Source organism: Chryseobacterium sp. GW821-FHT04C04 (assembly GCF_059420365.1).
This window is the reverse complement of the sequence record NZ_JBWKTO010000004.1, coordinates 464,049-483,441: the sequence shown is the minus strand read 5'-3', so window position 1 is coordinate 483,441 and position 19,393 is coordinate 464,049. Positions and strand designations below refer to the sequence as shown.

The window sequence follows — 19,393 nt, the reverse complement described above, 5'->3', positions numbered from 1 at the left end:
ATATCAAAAATTAAAACATATCCCCATAATCATTCTTTAGTAAAGGTTTTAAGAAGGAAGGAAAGCAAACTTTTCTCAAAGGCTCTTGTTTACTTATCTGAAAAAAACAATAGATTATTCACTAACAGTTGAATTTTATAGGATGATCTATGATTTTGTGTGTGTTTATAAATAAATACTAAAATTAATTTGAGCCTTATACAAAATCTAAAATTCCGGTAATACCAAGATATTAGCGCCATAAAACACAAAGCATATGGAAACAGCACTTTATCCTTTTTTTATCTCACAGCCAGGGCAACTGAGCCAGCAGAAGAATACAAAACAGATTATCAGTTGGTATTTATCATAGATGGAAAGGCTACCTTAAATCCAGCAGGAGGGAGATGCGATTAGACAGGGTGATGTATTTCTTCTGAAAAACAAGCAGTATACATCATATGTAACAGATACTTTAACAAGAAAAAAGCCTTATTAATTCGTTTTGAAACCAGAGCTTTACATTGGAAATGTATTCAATTAATTTATTCTTGCTGTATTCTAATCAGGAAACTTTAGACAAGTTCACAATTAAAAAGAACAAAAGAAAATCATAAAATAAACAATAAAATATTACAATATGTTTAAAAAATCAAGCTTTTCAACAGCTCTATTGACTGTTTCAATTATTGCAACTGCTCAAACAGCAGAACAGAGAGCAGTAATCAAGGCATCTATGAATAATGAAATTGCTCAAAAATCATCTAAAGCAATTAATAAAATTTCTTTAGACAGAGAAAAAAAGATTTTAGAATTTTTAAAAAGAAATCCAGGTAAGAGTAGATCTTTTTCAAAAAATGGAAAAGAACATTTTTTATATACTATATCAGAAGATGGCTTTCCCATCTATATCACAACAAAGGATATACCTCAACAAGTAAATTCTAAATCCAATAGTTTGTATAGCAGTGGAAGTATTGGGGTAAATATTACAGGAACTAATATGGTTGCTGGTGTGTGGGATGGCGGGCAAGTCAACGAATCACATATTTCACTTACCGGACAAGCTACAATGCAACCTGGACAATCCGAAAGTAGCCCTGGCGGAAATGCCCATCAGACAGCTGTTACCGGAATTATGGTGGGGAAAAATATAAGTAATGCACAGGGAATTGCTTTTAATGCTACTACGCAAAATTACGATTGGAATAATGACTTAAGCGAAATGAATACTTTTGCTAATAATGGATTCTTAATTTCAAATCATTCTTATGGATATCCTAATGATACAAATATCCCTGTTTGGATTTTTGGAGCGTATGACCACGTGAGCCAAGCTTGGGATGTGCTGTTAAAATCTAAACCCTTTTATTTACCTTTTATAGCGGTAGGGAATGAACAAGCACATAATGGTAATAACAGCGCAAATGGATATGACATCATTACTGGCAGTTCATCCAGTAAAAATGTTGTAACAGTTGGTGCAATAAATAGTAATAATGAAATGTCAAATTACAGTAACTGGGGACCAACTGATGACGGAAGAATTAAACCGGATATTGTTACCCTTGGTACCGCAATAGATGTTCCTTTATATTCAAGCAATACAGCATATACAGGTAATATAATTGAGTCAACTGGAACTTCCTATGCATCCCCAGCTGCTGCGGCAAGTGGATTGTTGCTACAACAATATTATTATTCATTAAACAATTCATATATGAAAGCCTCTATGTTAAAGGCTCTATTGTTGCACAGTGCAGACGATGATACTTCCGGAAACGGTCCTGATGCTAAATTTGGTTGGGGAATTCTTAATGTAGAAAAAGCCGCTAATATAATCAAACAAAATAGCACAACAAATGGTAATTCAAAAATGATGATGATTACATCTAATCCTATTAACAACGAGACGGATGAAATAGTAAATAATTACACTTTTGGTGCAGACGGAGTAAGAGCATCCTTATGTTGGACAGATGATGAAGGTACAGAACAAACAAGCGATGACGGTGTAAATAATACTACAAGCAGAATGGTCTATAATTTTTCAATGAAATTAGAACAGATTTCTCCATCTCTTTCTGCTTTTCCTTTTAATAATTTATCCGTTACTAATCCAAGTGTAGCCGCTATAGCTGGTTCCAATTGGTTTCAAAGTGCTAATAACTATATTCAAGCAAATTTATCTTCTACAACTGATAATGCAGGTGGTAAGGTAAGTATAAGAAAAAGCACTACTTCTCCAGCTACAATAAGAGAAATGGCTTTAATAATCACAGGATTAAAAACAAATCTACTTGGAGTGAATGAAGTAGAAAATTCAAAAAATATTATATTTTATGACAGAAATTCTGAAAAAATTAAATTAATTTCAAATAATGATTTAATTAAGGAATTTCAAATTTATTCAGTTGATGGTAAACTTATTAAAACAGGCTTTGCAAATTCAAACGAAATAGAATTTAATGGAAAGGATAAAAGTATCTATATTCTTAAATATAATCTAAAAAATAAAACCTATTCTGTAAAATTTGTTAACTATTAAAAATGGTATTGTCCAACTAGGTTCGGTTTGATCGACGTCCCAAGGTGGCATAAAGCAAACAATATTTGTAGGAGATTCTAAACTGCCGTAAAGAATCCAGAATTTCAAAAACCATTCTTCTTTCAACAGCAAAAATAAATTTTGTGGGACGCTGAATGGTAAATTTATGTATTTTTACACTGTCACAAATAAATGTTTGTGACAGTGTTTCATTATAAGAAATCAAACGTGGAAAAACCCTTATATCTCGTTCTCATAATTTTTTCTCAAAAATTATTATTCTAATTTAGTCTCTTTTTATGGATTAAGAGAATTTTTAACGAAATTGTAGTATGAAAATAAACTACACCAGAATGGAGGGGAAAGAGGAGATCCGTGGTTGAAGTAAGTGGAACATCAAAAAAGATAAAGTGCAAATCAGAAAAGAAATCCACATACAACTGACGGAGACTTTGAAACGATTGACAAGAATAATATGGAAGAATGTCGTCCATCTATTGCTGGAGTATTTGGAAAGCGTTCAAGACAAGGTAAATAAAAATTCAGATAATAAAAATGCTTTGACAATGTTAAAATCTTCTATTCCATATATGATGCAAAAGGTTCTGAAGGACAGTTATTGTTTTCTAGGAATACTGAGCAGATAGAAGCTAAAAATGAAAATAAGAACTTCAGAAAATGAGAAAGTTATTATACTAAAAGGATTATCATTACTAATATTAGAGAATTATTACTCAAAACAGATATTCAATATTTAAAAATGTATGGTTAAATCGTTTTTATTTTTTAACACCACAAAAATATGATCCCAAAATACAGACAACAGTTCAATCAGGAGTTTTCACAAGAAAAATACAGTCAATTAAAAAATATACTGACAGAAAAAGGAGGGATAGAACCTACTTTCAGAGTTTCAGAAAGTCCTATTTTTTTGACTAAAAAATTTGAGACCCAACTCATTGATGCCAGTGAAAGCATTATCAGCCAGATTAAAGCGCTTCCTGCAGAAACACTTCAGAAAGCCATTCCTGACCATTGCAGAGTTCCCAATGATACCAATCAGCCTCATTTTTTTACCATAGATTTTGGAATCTGTAAAAATGAAAACGACGAAATAGAACCTCAGCTGATAGAGCTTCAGGCATTTCCTTCTCTGTATGCTTTCCAAAAAGTATATGAAGAAACGTATTGTGAAGTCTATCCTTTTATTTCAGAAATCAAAAATCCTATGCCCCGTGAAACATTCAAAAATTATTTGAAGGAACTCATTGTAGGTGATGAAAATCCTGAAAATGTCATCTTGCTTGAAATATTCCCGGAAAGACAGAAAACAGCCATTGATTTTGCTCTGACAGAGAAACTACTGGGAATCAAAACAGTATGTCTTACCAAAGTAAAGAAGGAAGGCAAGAAACTGTATTATGAAAATAATGGAAAGCTGACTGAAATTAAAAGAATTTACAACCGTGTTATATTTGATGAACTGGACAATATTCCTGATCTAACCACAGAGTTTGATTTCCGCGAAGAAGTTGATGTAAAATGGATCACTCATCCCAACTGGTTCTTTAAAATCTCAAAGTTCCTTTTGCCACTGTTACAGCATCAGTTTGTTCCAAAGAGTTATTTTTTACATGAGTTTCCCAACAACGAAAACCTTGAAGATTTTGTCTTGAAACCTTTATTCTCCTTCGCAGGAAGCGGTGTTGATTTAAATCCTACAAAAGAAATTACAGACTCTATTCAGGATAAGGAAAATTATATCTTACAGAGAAAAGTACATTACGCGCCTATTTTTGAAGATATCAATGGAGAGTTTTCAAAAGCAGAGATCCGTTTGTTGTATATTTGGCGGGAAAATGATGAACATCCTATCCTATTGGAAAATTTGGGAAGAATGACCAAAGCTGCAATGGTAAATGTAGATTTCAATAAAAAAGATGCCATCTGGATCGGAAGCTCAAATGCTTTTTTTGCTGAAGGATAAGATTCATTATTATAATTATTTGATATAAAATTGACTATGGCTGAACCTTGGGTTCAGCCATAGTCAATTTGCCATATACCTATTCATTAGCTCTTTTTTAAGGATAACATTCTTTCAGATAATTCTTTTATACAAACTTCTTGCTATTTCAAAAGCTCTACCAGACCAATCATATCTTGCTGATTTAAAATAACTTAAACTAATGTAGTGCAATTGTAGTACAACAGCATCAACAAATTCCTTGTACTTTCGCTTAAAATTTTCGAAAATTTCTTATTGTAAACAATAGTACAAAATTCAATTATAAAATCTTAAAATTATGCGAAGTTTAAAAAACATATCTGTTGCGGTATTATGTTTATCTTTTTTGTCAGCCTGTAATTCTTCGAAAAAAAAGGAGTTATCAGATCTTGATAATTATTTGAATACGTTGGTAAAACCAGTGATGGATAAAAATAGAATTCCGGGGTTAAGTATTGCCATAACAATACATGGAAAACATACTTTTTTCAATTACGGATTAGCTTCAAAAGCAGATCAGATAGCAGTTACCAATAAAACTTTATTTGAACTGGGTTCTGTAAGCAAAACTTTCACAGCTACCTTAGCCAGTTTATCACAAATTAACGGAACACTTAACCTATCTGATCCGGTGAGCAAATACATGCCAGAACTGAAAAATACAGCTTTTGACCAAATAAAGCTTTATAATCTGGGAACACATACTGCAGGCGGATTTACGCTGCAACTACCTGAGGAGATTACTAATCATGAACAACTCATCCATTATTATAAAACATGGAAGCCTGATTATCCTGCAGGCACTCAAAGAATATACACCAATCCAAGCATTGGCCTGTTAGGGATTATTGCAGGAAAAACGATGAATCAACCTTTCACAAAAGCTGTTACTGAAAATGTTTTTGCTAAAATTGGATTAAATAATACATTTTATGAAGTACCCGCCGAAAATATGAGTCAATATGCATTCGGTTACAGTAAAAATGATGAACCCATCCGTGTAAACCCAGGAGTTTTGGCGGATGAAGCTTATGGAGTGAAATCATGTACACAGGATATGATTACATTTGTGGATGCCAATATGGGAATTGGAAATATTGACCATCCATTATCTACCGCAATAATGAATACTCATACCGGCTACTTTAACAGCTCAGAAATGACGCAGGATCTTATCTGGGAACAATATAATTATCCCGTAACACTGGAACAGCTTCAAAAAGGAAATTCAGCAGATATGGCCTTTAAGCCCAATCCTGTGAAGGAAATTATTCCCCATCAAAAACCGACAACAGACGTATTGATTAATAAAACAGGGGCTACAAATGGTTTTGGAGCTTATGTAATATATGTTCCTTCGAAAAAAATTGGTATCGTAATTCTTGCCAATAAAAACTATCCCAATTCTGAAAGGATTGATATTGCTTATAAAATCTTATCTTATATAGAAAAGTCTGAAAAATTATAATATATCACAATGAAATGTCTCAGAAATACCTGAGGCATTTTTATTTAAATTATAATTCTAAAACCCAGGTCCCTAGGTCCATGCCAGCGGGTAATTCGAGCTTCTTTTTAAGTCTGTATTTCTTGGTTTCAACGGCTCGTACTGTTACATTTCCACATTGTCCGATTTCTTTATTGGTTAAATTAAGCCTTAAATAAATGATAAATTTTATATCATGATTAGTAAGCTCAGGATATTGTGAAGTCAGTTTTTCATAGAATTCCGGATATACTTCTTTAAACTTGCTTATAAAAAAAGGATTATTGGATGTAGCCATTTTAGACAAATCATTAATTGAAGTGTCTACTTTCCTTTTCAGTTGATCCGTTTCTACTATTTTTTCGATGATGATTTTCTTCTGTTGTTCAAGGAGCTGATTTCTCCTTTTATTCCGGTGCCTGATCATAAATATTATAGTAATAGATACAATAGCAATACCTGCAATAACAACAATGATAATGTGGAGATTACTTCGTTCTTTTTCCTGTTCAATGGCAAGATTGTTAATTACAGAAGCAACCGCTTTTCTTTCACCAGAATGAATACTGTCATTGAGTTGGGTATATTTAACCAGATATTCATTTGCTTTTGGAATATTATTTAAAGCCAGATAAGTTTGAAAGATCTTTTTATAAGTATCTATAATATCCGCACCACGATTTATTTTCAGATAGATGGGCAAGGATTCCTGATAATATTGGAGTGCCCTTGGGTAATCTTTTTTCAGAGTATATAGATTTCCGCGTCTTGTTGCAATAGCTCCATAAGCGTGGAGTGAACTGTTATTTTTCACGGCTAATACAGATGCTTTGTTCAGGTAATATTCTACAGAATCAAGATGTTGTTTTTTTGATAAAAACTGTTCTGCAATTCTTACATAAATCTTAGGCTCATTAGGAAAAGTTCTTAACCCTTTTTTCCGCATCGTATTAATAGAATCAGGCAGTTTTAAATCCTCAAAATTGGACCACTTCCAGATGTAAACAAAAAATAAAGAATTTCTGTTCTCTTTTGTATCAGGGGCTTGTTTAAGATATTCTATAGATTTATTCAGCTGAATATTGGCCTGATTATAAAGGCCTAAAAAAGCATAATTCCTTGCAATTTCATTACACAATCTGGCATTCAGTCCATTATTATTAACCAATTTAAGTTGTTTTTTCGCCTCATCCAGATAATGCAGGCTTTTCTGGTGCTCGTCAAATGTAGAAAGTGCATTGGCAATATTAATATTAGCTAATGCCATACCCTCAGGGTTATCATGTTCTTTATAATACTGAAGTGCATCTATATTGTATTGAAAGACCTTTTCATACTCTCCCTTATTTTTATAGATACTCGTAATGCTATCTAACTTTTCCGGAGTATAGCTTTGAGAATAAGACTGTATAAAAGCATAAAGAAAGAAAGTAAACAGTGCCTTTTTCATAAAAACCAATCATATGGCAAGTTAATAATTTTTATTTTTTTTCACTTTAAAAAAAGTTAAAAGTGTTTACAAACTATATTCAATTATTAGAAAACTATCTTCAAATCATCTACAGTGCTATAGGAGCAAAAAAAATTGCAATACGTTTTATTAATTCCGTATTGCAATTTTAATAAGTTATATAAAGATGTACTTATACATTCTTATCGTCTTCCAATAATTCTCTTGCCTGATATTCCTGTACAAGATCAATGGCATTGGAAATAACATCACTTAGAGCCGTAATAAACGTTCCTTCTTCTGCCATTCCCATAGCGTGTTTTAATGCTTCTATTTCCTTTGGGATAATCTCATAGCTTACATCTTTTCCTGCAGACTGCATTCCTTCGATAATCAACCCATTGATCTCTTCCTCGGTTCTTCCACGAAGATGTTTTTCATTTCGGATGATGATATGATCAAACATTCTTCCTGCAATCTTTCCGCATTCTCTGATATCGCTGTCTCTTCTGTCTCCAACACCGGAAATAATACCGATTTTCTTCGTAGATTCTACATTCTTCAGATAATCTTCAATCGCTTCGTATCCTGAAGGATTATGGGCAAAGTCGATGAGAACTTTAAAGTTTTTGAATTTAAAAACATTCAGTCTTCCCGGCGTAAGCTGAGCACTTGGAATAAAGGTTCTCAAAGAATTGGAAATATCTTCAATCCCGAATCCATAAAGGTAGCTCGCCAAACTTGCCGCCAATACGTTTTCAATCATAAATCTTGCCTTCCCTTCCATCGTAATCGGGAAATCTTTGGCTTTTCCTATTCTGATCTTCCAGTCTCCTTTTTTAATGGTGACAAAACCTTCTTCATATACACACGTGATTTTTCCTTCTTTCGCAAATTTTACGATATGAGGATTATTTTCATCCATACTGAAAATCGCAACATTAGAATCAAGATCATTAACGATCCTCATAGAATATTCACTGTCTGCATTCAGCACACTCCAACCACTTTTCTTTACGCTATCCAGCACTACCCTTTTTACTTTGGTAAGATCTTTTAAATTGTGAATATCATTCATTCCCAAATGATCCTCCTCAATGTTGGTAAGAACTCCGATATCACATTGTGAAAAACCAAGTCCGGAACGTAAAATTCCTCCTCTCGCAGTTTCCAGAACTGCAAATTCTACCGTAGGGTCTTTTAAAATAAATTCTGCAGAAATAGGTCCTGTAGTATCTCCTTTTGTCAGCATCGTATTCTGAATATAGATCCCGTCCGAAGTCGTGAACCCTACTCTATAGCCGTTGCTTTTTACAATATGTGAAATAAGCCTTGTTGTGGTTGTTTTACCATTGGTTCCTGTCACAGCAATGATTGGAATGGTAAAAGGTTTCCCCTGCGGATAAAGCATGTCCACTACCGGAGCTGCTACATTTCTTGGTAATCCTTCACTTGGTGCCAGATGCATTCTGAATCCCGGTGCTGCGTTAACTTCTATGATCGCTCCACCACTCTCTTTCAAGGGTTGTGTAAGGTTCTCTGCCATCACATCAATACCACAGACATCCAGACCAATAATTTTGGAGACTCTTTCAGCCATTGTGATATTTTCCGGGTGCACCATATCCGTTACATCAATGGATGTTCCCCCCGTTGAAAGATTGGCTGTTGATTTCAGGTAAACTACTTCTCCTCTTTGAGGAATCGTTTCCAGTGTATAGTGAAGCTTCTCAAGCAGCTCCAATGTATCTTTATCTACCTCAATTTCGGTAAGGACATTTTCATGACCATATCCTCTTCTTGGGTCTTTATTTTCTTTTTCAATAAGCTGCTGAAGATTAAGCTCACCATCTCCTACAACATGAGCAGGAACTCTTCTTGCCGCTGCCACCATTTTATTATTGATGACCAGGATACGAAAATCATAGCCTGTGATATATTTCTCAACGATTACTTTTTTGGAATATTTTTGAGCATGTTCCAGCCCTATTTTAGCAGATTCCCAGTCGTTGACATTAATGGACGAACCTTTTCCGTGATTTCCATCCAAAGGTTTTAAAACAATGGGATATTGTATTTTTCTGATCACAGCATTCAAACCTTCTTCATCAGCTATCAAATCTCCAATCGGAACCGGAATCGCTGCATCATGAAGCATTCTTTTGGTCAGTTCTTTATTACATGCGATATCCACCGCAATAGAACTTGTTTTTCCGGTAATAGTAGCTTGAAATCTCTGTTGATTCACCCCATACCCTAATTGTACCAGGGAATTTGTTCCTAACCTGATCCATGGGATTCTTCTGGAAGCAGCTTCTTCCACAATACTTCCTGTAGAAGGTCCCAGGCGGACACGTTCTCTGATTTCTTTTAATCGGTGAATGCATGCATGCATATCATACTCTTTCCCTTCTACAATAGCTGCCGCAATTTTCACTGCTTCTTCCGCAGCATAAATACCGGCATTTTCTTCAATATAATTGAATACTACGTTATACACTCCCGGAGTTTTTGTTTCACGGGTTCTTCCAAACCCCACATCCATTCCTGCAAGCGTTTGTATTTCCAAAGCAATATGCTCAATGACATGCCCCATCCAGGTTCCTGTTTCCACTCTATGGAAAAAGCCTCCTTCTACTCCTTCCGAGCATCGGTGGGTAATCAATGAAGGAATTAATTTTTCAATCCTCTCGCGGAAACCTTCTATTTTATTGGTAGGATAATCCTCCATTTCTTCTAAGTCCAACCTCATCTGGATCAGCTTCTTTCTTCTGATGCTCCAGATGTTAGGACCTCGTAGTGCCTGAATCTTTTCGATTTTCATAGTCTATTGGCATTTTAACAGTTAACAATAACTCCTTTCATAGCCAAAGATAATGTAAAACCCTAAATGAAACCATAGGTAAATTAAAGATTTATTAAAAAAATATTAATTTCCATTAACATTTCTAAATCATTAAAAATCAATTAAAGATGGCATAAAATTCGCGAAAGAATGTTAATTATTTTTTAATTTTGTACCATGATGAAACCTGTTGGAAAATTAATAGTTATTGGAGGAGCTGTAAACAAAGGAAGTTTTGCTGAAACCGATTATGATCAGAATATAGAAAAGAATCTTAACTTTTTTGAACGTGGGATCTTACGAAAGATCATTAACGAATCAAAAAATAAAGAAAATTCTGTCATTGAAATCGTTACCACCGCTTCTCAAATTCCCCAGATCGTAGGCTCTGAATATAAAAAAGCATTTGAATTCCTCGGTGCTAAAAATGTAAATGTCCTTGACATCCACAACCGTGAAGAGGCCAATTCTGATGCAATGGTGGCAAGAGCCAATGCTGCAGATGTAATGATGTTCACAGGAGGAGATCAGCTGAGACTGACTTCTATTCTGGGAGGGACGAGATTTCATGATACCATTTTATTAAAATATCAGGAACAGGATTTTATTTATTCCGGAACTTCCGCAGGTGCTGCGGCAGCTTCTGAAAATATGATCTATCAGGGAAGCAGCTCTGAAGCTCTTTTAAAAGGAGAAATCAAAACAACTCAGGGATTGGGTCTTATAGATAACGTAATTATTGATACACATTTTGTACAACGAGGCAGAATCGGACGTCTTTTTCAGGCAGTAGTTAACAATCCTAGAACATTGGGAATCGGGCTTGGAGAAGATACAGGACTTTTCATTCATAATGATGTAATGACTGCTGTTGGTTCAGGTCTTGTTATCTTGGTAGACGGAAGGTTTATTAAAGATACCAATCTTACCAATATCAACCTTGGAGAACCTATCTCTATTGATAATTTAACGGTACATGTGATGTCCATGAATGATCATTATGATCTTACAACAAAAACATTAACTATCGAGAACTCTCAGTTTAATCCGATACCACAGGATAAATAGTAAGGGTTGTAGGATTTTGAGATGCGAGATCTTGAGATTCGGGGTGCGAGGTGCAGGTTTTCGAGATTCATTTTGAAAGTACTATAAAACTCGAAATCACGGAACACGAAACTCGCGTTGATGCAGAATATTAATAAAATTCTTATCTTTTCTTCGTATTAATAACCGGGATTTGTATTATTGACTATTATAAATACAAAACTCCGGAACACGAAACCTATATCTATTATGAAAATCATTATCCACGGCGGTTTTTTCTCCGAAAGCGACCAAAGCCATGAAGTAAAAACTGCAAAGCAGGAATCTTTAAAAGAAATAGCACAGAAAGCTTTTGATTATCTTGAAACCCATTCGGCTTTCGATACAGTGGCTTATGCTGTTTCACTGTTGGAAGATAATCCATTATACAATGCGGGAATAGGCTCTCAGATTCAAAGTGACGGCATTATCCGCATGAGTGCTGCGATTATGAATGGAGACACTCAAAAGCTGAGCGGAGTGATCAATATTCAGGATGTAAAGAATCCCATTTTTGTTGCTAAAGACCTGATCAGTGAAGATGATAGAGTATTAGGAGGACAGGGCGCGAAGAATTATGCTAATGAACATGGTTTTGAAAATTTCTCTACGGAAATCCCTCAAAGAAGAAAAGAATATGAAGCTAAGCTTAAAAACGGCGGAAAAGGGACTGTTGGCTGTGTAGCAATAGATCATGATGGAAAACTTGCTGTTGCTACTTCTACCGGAGGAAAAGGTTTTGAAATTCCCGGAAGGATTTCAGATTCCGCCACGGTGGCAGGAAATTATGCCAACGCATTCTGTGCTGTAAGCTGTACTGGTGTGGGTGAAGATATTGTAAGCAATGCCACTGCCGCAAAAATTGTAACAAGAGTTACAGACGGAATGAGTCTTGAACAGGCTTTCAGCAAGACATTTGATGAGCTTAAAACCATTGACGGATTTGCAGGTGCTATTGCCATTGATAAGCATGGAAATATATACCATCAGGATTCCTATCCTACTATGGTCTTTGCTAGTTTTGACGGCAAAAATTTCAAAGTCTTCTCTTAAATTTAACATTTTTTTATAATTCTATTTATTTTTTTGGCACGTATTTTACATTAATAGTAACAACAAATTTTAATATTAATACATAAAAAAATAGAAATCATGGGAAACAAAACAAAAGGATTATTAGCTTTACTAGGTTTAGGTGCATTAGCTTATTGGAAATATAAGAATTCAAGTCCTGAAGATCAACAAGCTGTTAAGGATAAACTTAATACAGCAAAAGATAATCTTAACAAATGGGGAAATGATCTTAAAAGCAAAGCCAATGATGTTGCTTCCCAAGTTCAGGATAAAGTGGACGAAGTAAAAACAAAGGCTGAAGATTCTCTCAGCTAACCCACAAAGAACAGTTTTTTTTAACATTCATATATAGAAAAAGTCATCGTAATAGCACTACGATGACTTTTTAGTTTTATTAAACCACTAAGATTACGAACCCATCTTAATGGTTAAAAATACCTTATTTTAAGTTTTTATTTTTTCTGTGCTGCCAATGCATACACAAGAGGTATTTTATTTCCGAATTGTGGAATTCGCCATTTTCCCTTTTCAACTTCTTCTACATGCCTGAAACACGCATAGGGTGACCAGTCGAACTCCTGAACAGCATTCAGTTGCAAATCTTTTTTAATCAGGTTGTCAAGAACTTCCGATAAAGAATGATTCCACATTACATATTCCTGTACAATAGCTGCAGACTGATCTGCATAGGTTCCTTCATACGTTTCTACAATCGGTTTTTCATTAAAATAGTTGTAGGTAACTTTTGTAAAGTCATCATCAAACATCCAAACGACAGGATGAAATTCTGCCATGATAAATTGTCCTCCGGGTTTTAGGAAGTGATTGATAACACCTGCCCATTTTTCAAGATCTGGAAGCCAGCCTATTGTACCATAGCTCGTATACACGATATCAAATTTCTGATCCAGAACATTTGGAAGTTCATAGACATCCGAACAGATAAATTCTGTATCAGTTCCACACTTTTGTGCAAGGTCTCTGGCTGTATCAATCGCTTTATCAGAAAGATCAATCCCAGTAACTTTTGCACCCATTCTTGAGAGTGAAATAGAATCCTGCCCGAAATGACACTGCAAATGAAGAATAGTCTTTCCTTTTACATCTCCCAGAAGTTCCAGTTCTATTGAATTTAGCGAGGTTCTTCCCTTTAAAAATTCATCTACAAAGTAGAAATCCGACTTCAAATGCGGTTCTACTTTAGCATTCCACGATTTTTTGTTTATTTCTAAATAATTTTCCATGGTTTAAGTTTAAAATAATTTTAGTTTCCCTGAATAATATAATTTTTTTCTATTAATTTTCTTTCAGGTTGATTAGAAGCATCCGGCTGAAACCATACTTCAACCCTGCTTCCGTAATAATCGCCCCAATCTCCCTCTTTCACTGTAAAACCCTTCTCTTCACTCGAAAACTCTTTCAGCTCATCATTGGGATTAAAGACATTTCTGATGGATTGTTTTTTTATTTCTTTTTCAGAAAGAATCCTGTTGGTATTAAAATCATACACTTTTAAATATACCTTCCCTTTTTCTATTTTATTCAGAAAAACATCGTATTTATAAGATCCCGGTTGTAAGTAATCATAAATAAGTACATCGGGCTGGGTAACCTCAACCAGTTCTTTCTCATCTGAAAACAGTTTTAAAGGCATTGAAAACTTTGCATTCTTTGGATTCTTAATATCATTGTTGTAAGCTTTATAAGGGCTTTTGGGCGGACAAAAAGCAAATAAGCCACCAATGACAAAGAACATCATAAAGCTAAGAAGACATTGCCAAAGACCATTTTTAAATTCATCTTTTTTGAACATTCTCGAAATCCCCAAGACAAAACTTATAAAAGCGATCAAAAATGGTACAGCAGAGAAAAAATTCCATGTAAAACTGCTAATTGGTAAAATAAGGATCAATAGCCAGCAGATAATTCCAATAAACAAGGCGATAAAAGAGGTAAAATACCACCTCCAGTTTAAAGCTCTAAAAACGACTTCTTTTATCATAATTTATTTTTTACTTTGTTTAAAAAACTATCTCATCCATCCCTGAACAATATAGTTTTTTGTCATTAATTTTCTTTCAGGTTTATTTATATCATCGGGTTTAAGCCACACTTCAATTCTAGCTCCATAAAACTGTTCCCAATCACCTTCAAAAATCGTAAATTCATTTTTTAACTCAAATCTTTTTAATTCATCTGTTTTATTTTCTACTTCTATCTGGCTTTCTTCTTTTATACTTCTCTCTGAAAGTTTTTGGTTTTTGGTGATTTCAAATATTTTAAGATATACTTTTCCTTTTTCAATCTTATTTAAAAACAGATCATATTTATAAATACCCGGCTGAAAATAATCATAAAGAATAAAATCTTGTTGATTAGTATTTATTTTGTCTTTTGTATCATTAAGCTTTAATGGCTTTTCAAATTTAATATTATCTGGAATTTTTAATCCCTCCGCAAAGAAATCATAAGGATAAAACATCAAGGCAAAAGAGAAATATCCATAGGTCAGTACCGCCAGTATCACAGTTGAAAGGATTTGCAAAATTCCTTTCAAATAATCTTTTTTGACAATTCTGATAATACCTAGAATAGAGGTAATCAGAAGAAAAATAAAAGGAAGAAAACAGCAGGTATAGAATATATATCTGTTAGGTATAGAAAGTCCCCAAAAACAGAGAAAAGCTATAAAGACACAGGCTATAACTGCATTATTCCATCTTTCATTAAAAAAATTCCACATTTTATGGCAGTTTCTCCATTAATTTTTTCTTTTGCTCCAGAAATTCTTCTTCGCTTAAAACTCCGTTTTCTTTTAACCTTCCCAATTGTTCGAGCTGGTCCAAAACACTGGGTTCAGATTTTGGCTGAAGGTATTCTTCAGGACGGGACATGAAATCTCTTACCTTTTCACAAAACAGCTCAGCATGGTACTTTCCTACTCCATCAATTTCCACGATGTCATCTGTAACCTGAATATCTATAGAAGCCAGCAATAATGAAGTTTCATACTGTATTGAACTGATTTTGCTATAAGAAAAATCTTCTACTTTTAATCCGTACATGAATTCCTTATCCACAAAGATCACTCTTCTATCCGTGGCTACTAAAATGATATGATGATTGTTTATTTTATTTCTGCCCTCAACGAGATAGACAATTTTTTCCTCCTTTGAGATGATGTCCGGCAATTCACGGATCTCTTTTCTGGCAAATATGGTAGGACTGATATCCAGCTTTTCAAGTTCTTCCCTTATTTCGTCTAGTCTTGATTTTTCTTTCATAGTTATGGAACTAAATTAGTATTTCTTTTTAAAATCCATCTACAAAGTAGAAATTCACCCTCAATGCGGCTATGTTTTTGGATTCCAGGATTTTTTATTTATTCTTGACACATATTTACTGATAAGGTTTTTTTTCCACAACTGAAGTACGAGGCAGTATCTTCTTTAGTTTTATCATATTTTCCGAAGAGATATTATTTCCCCAGATCGTTAGAACTTCCAAGTTTTTCAGCTTATCTATTCCTGGTGGAATATCCTCTAATTGATTATCTTCAAGTTGTAAAGTCACCAAACTCTCTAATTTATAAATCTCCGACAATGATTGCTGTGAAAGTTTACAATTGGCCAGATTTAAGTACCTTATTTTTTTTAATTTCTGTATTCCTGGAGAAATTAAGGTAATATTATTCCTGCTCAGGTCTATATTTTCCAAATTAGGTATTTCATATAATTCTTTAGGAAAAATTTTAAAACTGTTAGTTGTTAATAAAATAGATTCCAATTTTTTAAGCTTTGTGACAGAAGAAGAAAGATTTTCCAATAAATTATTTGATAAATCAAACTCCTTTAAATTTTCAAGATTACCTATTTCAACAGGTAATTTTTTTAACCTATTGGATGGAAGGTTTAACTTCTCAAGTTTAGTGAGTTTACCTATTGAAGCTGGCAAAACCAACTCTTTAAACACCTGGTTATCATTAGTAATCGCCCCTCCAAAAAAAAGTCTTTTAGATATTGTTAACTGCTTTAAGTTAATCAAATTTCCAAGGTCACTAGGAAAACTGTCTAATTTATAGCTTTGAAAATCTAAAAATTCTAAATTTTTTATTTTTAGAATTTCGGGTTGAATCTCCGTAAACTTATTAGAATTAATATATAGATGCTTTAAGTTTCTGAGGTTTCCAAATTCTTTAGGTAATTTGACTACATCTCCTCCTTTTAATGAAAATGCCTCTAATTCTTTCAGGTTTCCTATTTTGCCAGGGATTATTGTAAAATTTGGTCCACAGTTTATATCAAGTCCTTTAACATTCCATGCAAAAATTTTATCCGGAATTTCATTGATATCATATAGCTTTATATTATCTGAAGGTTTCAACTCTTCTACCTGTTGAGCGGGTGGCGCGGGTGGTGGCATCATCTGAGCATTGCCACTGAGAAATGCTATGGTAAAAAGAAGTATATATTTTTTTTTCATAAATCAAATTTTTAAATATTTTATTTTTCTTCCCCAGGGATTACAATTGAGGAATGCAAAGCGTATATTTCCCAGCCTAAAGTTTCATACAATCGTTTTCCTTCTTCTGTGGCGACTAAAAGATTATTTGAAAATCCTTTTGACAAAGCTATTTTCTCCAGTTCTTTCAATAAAAAAGTAGCGAGTCCTTTCCTTTGGTGATGATTCTCAGTGATAATCCTGTCATAAACAGCAATATTATCTATCAAAGAGACACGGCCTATAGAAGCCTGTTCACCATTCTCTGCTACAATTCTGACCACAAAAGTTGTATTGTACTCTGAAAATTCTAAGTGATATCCTTCTGCAAGGCTGATTTCCTGGAAAGTCATCGGCTGAAAACAGGTCATCATATATCCCTGTGGCTGAAGTTTCCATCGTTCAGGAATTCCCCCCATCAATTCATCAGGGGAAGTAGATACTTTCAGATAGATCCATGGGCTATCAATTGAATGGGCAAGTTGGAAAAAATCCTCATTAAGCTCAGGAAATACAAAACGTTCTTTTTGTTTTTCATCTCCCACAATCACATGTAATCCGGATTTATAGGGAACAGGAAAAGGCACTTCTCTTGATAAGCACCATCCTTTCAGCCATTTTTCTACTATTTCTGCCGATACTTTATCCTTCATGATTTGTTATTAGAAGTTTATTGTAATTGCTCCAATAATTTCTTTTTCTGTTCAGCAAATTCGGCATCCGTTAAAATTCCGTTTTCTCTCAGTTTTCCTAATTTTTCAAGCTGGTTGAAAATTTCTTCTGATGAAACGCTTTTATTGGCAACATTATCAATTTGCTTTGATGGCTCCTGAGGATTATTATAGATTGATTTTATCTTATCGTAGAAGTTTTCTGCATCATCTTTATCCATAAAACATTCAAACTCTACTATTCTTTCATCAAGATGTAATTTAATGATTGGAGATCTCGGATCCGTTACAAAACTTACACTTTTGATGGCTTCATTAGAATAATCATTGATCGTGGCTGCTCCAAACATTGCTTTTGAAACAGAGATCATTCTTTTGGAAGTCGCTACCAATATTCCTGCAGCCAGTGTATTGACAAACTGGGCATCTGTAATCGCTATTATTTGTTCCTCTTCTGAAATCAGATAAGGAAGTTCTTTGATTTCTCCTTTGGTAAATATAGAAAGGTTGGCATTCAGCTTTTCTAGTTCATATTTTATTTTCTGCTGCCTCTTTTTATAAATCTCTTTTGAAATTTGACGAGATCCTGAATCTATAGCTGCAGGCAGGTTTTGTTCTGGAATTACCAATGTCTGAACGGGCTCTGCTATTTCAGCATTCAGCATTGCATGAATATCATCAATACTGAATTTATTAAGATTGTATAGCAATTCTTCATTAATATTGCTTGTTTTGTTCAAACACTTATTGCATAACACATTGCCGTCTGAAAGTTTATTAGCTCCCAAAAGCGTATCCATAGATGTTAATTCTGCCTTACACAATGCACAATTATTGCTCATTTTTTTTATTTTTTATAATTTATCCAGCAGTTTTTTCTTCTGCTCTGCAAATTCTGTATCTGTCAAGATTCCACTTTCTCTGAGTTTACCTAATTTTTCCAGTTGTTCAAGAATAGTTCCGGAATCTTCCTTATTCGTACTGTATACATTTTCCTGCACCAAATCCGGAATCGTTTGAGAAAATGCATGCAATGGGCTTGGATCCGGTCTGAATTCGTTTTCAGAATAATTCATGCTTTTACTTTTGACATTTGAAAATGCTCTTCCGTCATTTTTATTGTGCAGTTTAAACTGTGTAGAACCTCCATAGGTATTGATCTTCAGTATTGAATACAAAAGGTTTTCAATATGATCAATGGAAGAAATATCCTGAATTTGAAATTCATTCTTAACGACTCCTCCCAGAAATTTTTTATCAATAAAGGCAACTCTTTTCTGGGTTGAAAATATAATCCCTTCTCTGTTGCTTTGAAGGTCTATGCCTTCCGCAATGGCCAACAGTCTTTCATCTCTGTCCAGAACACTGGGTAGTTCTTTAACCTCTTCATTCGCCAGAACGCTTAGTCTTGCGTTAAGAGCTACAATCTGATCTTTGATTTCATCCAGTCTGGTAGGGGCATCATATTCATAATGACTGCCAGCCGTATATTGAGATGCTCCCTGGCTCTGGCCTGCATCAATTTTACTTTTCAAAATCATTCCTGTAATTTCTGCGAAATAAAACTGATCAAGATTATTGATGAGGTCCCTGTTGATATTAACTGCTTTCGTAAAGCATCCGGCACATAGGTAACCGCCATCTGCAAGTTTATTTTTACCTACGAGCATATCTGTTGCTGTAAGTGGTGTTCCACACAATGCGCAAATAGTGTTCATTTGGTTTTTATGTTTAAAAGTTTTTTAG

General features: G+C 34.2%; 16 protein-coding genes. 6 read left to right on the top strand and 10 right to left on the bottom strand.

Translation table 11 applies throughout. From position 1 onward, the window contains the following. The first annotated feature begins 619 nt into the window (after positions 1–619). From AC07UM_RS15625 to ampC, 3 genes are all read left to right on the top strand, one after another. The gene (locus AC07UM_RS15625) at positions 620–2,527 is read left to right on the top strand and encodes a S8 family peptidase (protein ID WP_494684030.1); all 1,908 of its coding nucleotides are present in this window, start codon (positions 620–622) and stop codon (positions 2,525–2,527) included. A gap of 802 nt (positions 2,528–3,329) precedes the next feature. After that, positions 3,330–4,514 carry a hypothetical protein gene (locus AC07UM_RS15620; RefSeq protein WP_494684029.1) on the top strand — a complete coding sequence of 395 codons (1,185 nt, stop codon included), beginning with the start codon at positions 3,330–3,332 and terminating at the stop codon, positions 4,512–4,514. Between the two features lie 319 nt (positions 4,515–4,833). Further along, the gene (gene ampC, locus AC07UM_RS15615) at positions 4,834–6,003 is read left to right on the top strand and encodes a class C beta-lactamase (protein ID WP_494684028.1); all 1,170 of its coding nucleotides are present in this window, start codon (positions 4,834–4,836) and stop codon (positions 6,001–6,003) included. Between the two features lie 49 nt (positions 6,004–6,052). On the opposite strand, the gene AC07UM_RS15610 is transcribed toward ampC, so the two are convergent. Together AC07UM_RS15610 and cphA are read right to left on the bottom strand one after the other, a co-directional pair. Continuing rightward, entirely contained in the window at positions 6,053–7,471 is a 1,419-nt protein-coding gene (locus AC07UM_RS15610; RefSeq protein ID WP_494684027.1) for a tetratricopeptide repeat protein, read from the bottom strand. Between the two features lie 193 nt (positions 7,472–7,664). Next, complete coding sequence (gene cphA, locus AC07UM_RS15605; protein WP_494684026.1) at positions 7,665–10,295, bottom strand: cyanophycin synthetase; 2,631 nt, start codon at positions 10,293–10,295, stop codon at positions 7,665–7,667. A 201-nt stretch (positions 10,296–10,496) separates the two neighbouring features. Between cphA and AC07UM_RS15600 the strand changes: the two genes are divergently transcribed. The 3 genes from AC07UM_RS15600 (at position 10,497) to AC07UM_RS15590 (ending at position 12,791) form a co-directional block, all read left to right on the top strand. Beyond that, positions 10,497–11,384: a cyanophycinase gene (locus AC07UM_RS15600; protein ID WP_494684263.1), complete on the top strand. Its 888-nt coding sequence runs from the start codon at positions 10,497–10,499 to the stop codon at positions 11,382–11,384. A gap of 228 nt (positions 11,385–11,612) precedes the next feature. Continuing rightward, a complete protein-coding gene (locus AC07UM_RS15595) occupies positions 11,613–12,455 on the top strand; it encodes an isoaspartyl peptidase/L-asparaginase (protein ID WP_494684025.1) in 843 nt (280 codons plus the stop codon). A gap of 99 nt (positions 12,456–12,554) precedes the next feature. Continuing rightward, positions 12,555–12,791 (top strand): YtxH domain-containing protein, encoded by a 237-nt coding sequence (locus tag AC07UM_RS15590; protein ID WP_124531899.1) that lies wholly within the window; start codon positions 12,555–12,557, stop codon positions 12,789–12,791. 137 nt (positions 12,792–12,928) lie between these two features. On the opposite strand, the gene AC07UM_RS15585 is transcribed toward AC07UM_RS15590, so the two are convergent. The 8 genes from AC07UM_RS15585 to AC07UM_RS15550 form a co-directional block, all read right to left on the bottom strand. After that, the gene (locus AC07UM_RS15585; protein WP_494684024.1) at positions 12,929–13,720 is read right to left on the bottom strand and encodes a class I SAM-dependent methyltransferase; all 792 of its coding nucleotides are present in this window, start codon (positions 13,718–13,720) and stop codon (positions 12,929–12,931) included. Positions 13,721–13,740: 20 nt separating this feature from the next. Next, the gene (locus AC07UM_RS15580; protein ID WP_494684023.1) at positions 13,741–14,478 is read right to left on the bottom strand and encodes a hypothetical protein; all 738 of its coding nucleotides are present in this window, start codon (positions 14,476–14,478) and stop codon (positions 13,741–13,743) included. Positions 14,479–14,505: 27 nt separating this feature from the next. Beyond that, positions 14,506–14,958, bottom strand: coding sequence for a hypothetical protein (locus AC07UM_RS15575; protein WP_494684022.1), 453 nt, complete (start codon positions 14,956–14,958; stop codon positions 14,506–14,508). 262 nt (positions 14,959–15,220) lie between these two features. Beyond that, positions 15,221–15,760, bottom strand: a complete 540-nt coding sequence (locus AC07UM_RS15570) for a PH domain-containing protein (RefSeq protein ID WP_494684021.1) — start codon at positions 15,758–15,760, stop codon at positions 15,221–15,223. Between the two features lie 115 nt (positions 15,761–15,875). Beyond that, on the bottom strand, positions 15,876–16,958 hold the full coding sequence (locus AC07UM_RS15565; RefSeq protein WP_494684020.1) for a leucine-rich repeat domain-containing protein: 1,083 nt from the start codon (positions 16,956–16,958) through the stop codon (positions 15,876–15,878). A gap of 20 nt (positions 16,959–16,978) precedes the next feature. Then, positions 16,979–17,629 carry a GNAT family N-acetyltransferase gene (locus AC07UM_RS15560; RefSeq protein ID WP_494684019.1) on the bottom strand — a complete coding sequence of 217 codons (651 nt, stop codon included), beginning with the start codon at positions 17,627–17,629 and terminating at the stop codon, positions 16,979–16,981. A 17-nt stretch (positions 17,630–17,646) separates the two neighbouring features. Then, positions 17,647–18,489: a PH domain-containing protein gene (locus AC07UM_RS15555; RefSeq protein ID WP_494684018.1), complete on the bottom strand. Its 843-nt coding sequence runs from the start codon at positions 18,487–18,489 to the stop codon at positions 17,647–17,649. Positions 18,490–18,501: 12 nt separating this feature from the next. Further along, positions 18,502–19,365, bottom strand: a complete 864-nt coding sequence (locus tag AC07UM_RS15550) for an SHOCT domain-containing protein (protein WP_494684017.1) — start codon at positions 19,363–19,365, stop codon at positions 18,502–18,504. Between the last annotated feature and the right edge of the window lie 28 nt (positions 19,366–19,393).

Excerpts from the sequence above, each read along its gene's own strand:
- AC07UM_RS15625 (WP_494684030.1), top strand. The coding sequence starts at position 620 with ATGTTTAAAAAATCAAGCTTTTCAACAGCTCTATTGACTGTTTCAATT.
- AC07UM_RS15620 (WP_494684029.1), top strand. The coding sequence starts at position 3,330 with ATGATCCCAAAATACAGACAACAGTTCAATCAGGAGTTTTCACAAGAA.
- ampC (WP_494684028.1), top strand. The coding sequence starts at position 4,834 with ATGCGAAGTTTAAAAAACATATCTGTTGCGGTATTATGTTTATCTTTT.
- AC07UM_RS15610 (WP_494684027.1), bottom strand. The coding sequence starts at position 7,471 with ATGAAAAAGGCACTGTTTACTTTCTTTCTTTATGCTTTTATACAGTCT.
- cphA (WP_494684026.1), bottom strand. The coding sequence starts at position 10,295 with ATGAAAATCGAAAAGATTCAGGCACTACGAGGTCCTAACATCTGGAGC.
- AC07UM_RS15600 (WP_494684263.1), top strand. The coding sequence starts at position 10,497 with ATGAAACCTGTTGGAAAATTAATAGTTATTGGAGGAGCTGTAAACAAA.
- AC07UM_RS15595 (WP_494684025.1), top strand. The coding sequence starts at position 11,613 with ATGAAAATCATTATCCACGGCGGTTTTTTCTCCGAAAGCGACCAAAGC.
- AC07UM_RS15590 (WP_124531899.1), top strand. The coding sequence starts at position 12,555 with ATGGGAAACAAAACAAAAGGATTATTAGCTTTACTAGGTTTAGGTGCA.
- AC07UM_RS15585 (WP_494684024.1), bottom strand. The coding sequence starts at position 13,720 with ATGGAAAATTATTTAGAAATAAACAAAAAATCGTGGAATGCTAAAGTA.
- AC07UM_RS15580 (WP_494684023.1), bottom strand. The coding sequence starts at position 14,478 with ATGATAAAAGAAGTCGTTTTTAGAGCTTTAAACTGGAGGTGGTATTTT.
- AC07UM_RS15575 (WP_494684022.1), bottom strand. The coding sequence starts at position 14,958 with ATGTTTTATCCTTATGATTTCTTTGCGGAGGGATTAAAAATTCCAGAT.
- AC07UM_RS15570 (WP_494684021.1), bottom strand. The coding sequence starts at position 15,760 with ATGAAAGAAAAATCAAGACTAGACGAAATAAGGGAAGAACTTGAAAAG.
- AC07UM_RS15565 (WP_494684020.1), bottom strand. The coding sequence starts at position 16,958 with ATGAAAAAAAAATATATACTTCTTTTTACCATAGCATTTCTCAGTGGC.
- AC07UM_RS15560 (WP_494684019.1), bottom strand. The coding sequence starts at position 17,629 with ATGAAGGATAAAGTATCGGCAGAAATAGTAGAAAAATGGCTGAAAGGA.
- AC07UM_RS15555 (WP_494684018.1), bottom strand. The coding sequence starts at position 18,489 with ATGAGCAATAATTGTGCATTGTGTAAGGCAGAATTAACATCTATGGAT.
- AC07UM_RS15550 (WP_494684017.1), bottom strand. The coding sequence starts at position 19,365 with ATGAACACTATTTGCGCATTGTGTGGAACACCACTTACAGCAACAGAT.